We start from the raw sequence: 2734 nt of genomic DNA on the forward strand, positions 1-2734 counted from the left end.
GCCGGCGTGCTCGGATCACCCCGATCGCCGCGCCGGCACCCGCGACGAGGACGGCCGCGCCGATCACGAGCCCGAGCACGATTCCACCGCCGCCGTCGCCGCCGCCGGCCAGGGGGGCGGGCTCAGCAGCGGCCTGCACGCCCTGTACGGTCTCGGCGAGCGCGACCCCGAGGTCGTCGGCGCCGGACTCCGCCTGGTTCGCGATCTGCATCGCCTCGCCCTCGCCGAGCACGTACGACCCCGCCGACAGGTCGTCGCCGACCGCGACGATGATCGTGTCGTACTCCGTCGTCTCGGCGAGCCGGGTCAGGATCTCGGGTCCGGATGCCTCGAGCGCGGCGTTGTCCGAGAACACGGCGACGCCGATCGAGTCGTCCCCGACCTGCGCCAGGAGCGCGTCCCGAAGCGCCGACGCACCGTCCACCTCGGTCGAGACGTAGACCGGCACGGTCTGCAGCGCGTCGGATGCGTCGTCGACGTATCCGTCGGCGGCGGCGAAGAACCGGGCATCCATCGGCCGCCCCTAGAAGTTGTTGATGACCGAGGCGAACACGAGGTCGATCTTCGCGGCATCCGAGGCGTCGAACCACTGGCCGCCGGTCGCCTCGGCGATGCGCTGCAGGGAGCCGGTGTCGGCGCCCTCGCCGTACGCGATCGGGAAGATCCGCACCGGGGCCGCGTCGCCGCCCTCCCGGGACGTCCCGCCGATCTTCGCGATGAGCGAGTCGATGGAGATCGACGAGTCGGTGTCCTGCCCGTCCGAGAGCACGACGATCGCGTTGATGCGACCCGGCTCCGCACGCGCGGCCATCTCGTCGTAGGCGACGGCGATCGCGTCGTACAACGGCGTTCCCTCGCGGTTCGCGTACCGCAGGTCGTCGATCGACGCGCTCAGCGTCTCGCGGTCGGACCCGAGCTCCGAGACATCCCGCAGGACGATCAGGTTCTCGCCCGCCGACGAGACCACGCCGGTGGTGAAGGCCCACATGCCGACCTCGTCGGTCGAGCGGAAGTGACCCAGCGTCGTCTGGGCGCCGTCGATCGCACCGTCGAGCTTCGACCGGCCGTCCCCGTTCCCGTCGTCCATCGATCCGGAGACGTCGATGAGCTCGAGCACCGACGACGGCTTGCGGATCTGCGTCCACTGGTCGAGTGCCGCCGACACGACGTCGACGGCGGGGCGCGGAAGCGTGATCGCAGGGCCCGCGGGGTCGACGCCGTACTGCTCGGTGAACAGGTCGCCGAGCGGCACCGACTCGTCGAGCGGACGGAATCCGTACTCGGGCAGGATGCGCTGGGCCGGCTCGGTGGCGAGGAAGTCGACGAACGCCTCCCCCGCCGTCCGCTGGACCTCGGTCACCCAGTCGGCGCCGAGCACGGTGATGGGGTTGTCGGACCACATCGACCCGCCGGACGGGTAGATCGCGACGAGCTTCTCCTTCGGCGGCGTCAGCGTCTCACCGGGCTGGACGGTGTGCGAGTCGGGGTTGCCCTGGTTGTAGTTGAGCATCGAGGTCTCCTCGAGCGCCACCGCCGAGACGTAGCCGGAGCCGCCGGCTCCGTTCTGCGTCTCGTCGTAGAGCGTCGTGAGCACCTTCCCGGTGGTGTCGCCGTAGTGGATGACGCACTCCTCGAACACGCGCGAGAACTCCTCGGCGGCCGCGACGTCGTCCGCGGTGAGGTCGGCGGTCTTCCCGGTCGCCTCGTAGGACTGCATCAGGATCGCCGACAGGCCGGTGGTCGACGTGTTCGGATTGGTCTTCGAGATCTTGAACGAGCCCCAGATCGGCTTGCCCGCGCTGCTCCAGCCCGCCCGGTCGGCGCACAGCCGCTCGAAGTCCGAGATGCCGATCTCGGCGTCCGGCCAGCCGAGGGCCTTCGCCATCGTCTCGGGCATCGCGAAGATGATCGGCGTGTGGGTGAACGACACCGGCTCGCCGACGAGCGAAGCGGATGCCGCGGCCGCGACCCGCTCGGTCCAGACCGTCGACGCGGGCGACCAGAGGGTCGGCCAGCGCCGCGTGTCCTCGTCGGGCCAGTCGGCGCCCGCGGTGAGGAACCGCGTCGCGTCACCCGACGAGACGTTGACGGGCCGGATGGTCGCGCACTCGTCGAGCGCCGCATGCTCCGGCGACTCCTTGAACGCCGCGGCCAGCGCGTCGAGCATGTTCACCTTCTCCGACGAGGTCGCGACGACGACGCTCGTGCAGCCGTCGTCGGCGAAGTCCCCGCCGTCGATCGGCCCGCGATCGACGTCGTCCTGACCGAAGGTGCAGGCACTCAGCGCGACTGCCGTCGCAGCGATGACGGCGACCGCGAGCCCGCCGCGGACCCCCCGGCGAGTCGTCGACGTGATCGCGGGTCGAGCGGCGCTGCGCCGCGGAACGGGTGCCATGTGAACAGGGTAGGTCGCGCGAATATCGATCGCATCACGGATGGGACACTCGCCCGCGCCCGGCCTCAGAGCAGCCGGCGCCGCACGACTCCGGCGCTCCAACGACCCAGCACGGCGCCCGCGACCGTGTCGGAGATGTGGTGCTGCCCGCGGTAGATGCGCGAGAACGCGATGCCGGCGGGGATCGCGTATCGCAGCACGGGCCCGAGGGCTCGTGCGCCGCGGACGCCGTGCCGGTCGAGCAGGTCGGCGAGCGTGGTGTGGAGCGCGACGGCGGCCGCCGTGTGCCCCGACGGGAACGACGCCGTCGCGTGCGGCTGCTCGGGTCGCCACACGCCC

Annotated in this window: 3 protein-coding genes; all 3 read right to left on the reverse strand. The window is 71.4% G+C overall.

The window, feature by feature from the left end; genetic code table 11:
* Positions 1–514, reverse strand: a 514-nt coding sequence (locus tag ESO86_RS15030; protein ID WP_422836504.1) for a hypothetical protein, incomplete at its 3' end; no start/stop codon positions are given.
* 9 nt (positions 515–523) lie between these two features.
* Entirely contained in the window at positions 524–2395 is a 1872-nt protein-coding gene (locus ESO86_RS15035) for a substrate-binding and vWA domain-containing protein (RefSeq protein ID WP_129235708.1), read from the reverse strand.
* Positions 2396–2460: 65 nt separating this feature from the next.
* Positions 2461–2734, reverse strand: a 274-nt coding sequence (locus tag ESO86_RS15040) for a phosphatase PAP2 family protein (RefSeq protein WP_129235709.1), incomplete at its 5' end; no start/stop codon positions are given.

It is taken from the genome of Agromyces binzhouensis, from assembly GCF_004135055.1.
Taxonomy (GTDB): Bacteria; Actinomycetota; Actinomycetes; order Actinomycetales; family Microbacteriaceae; genus Agromyces; species Agromyces binzhouensis.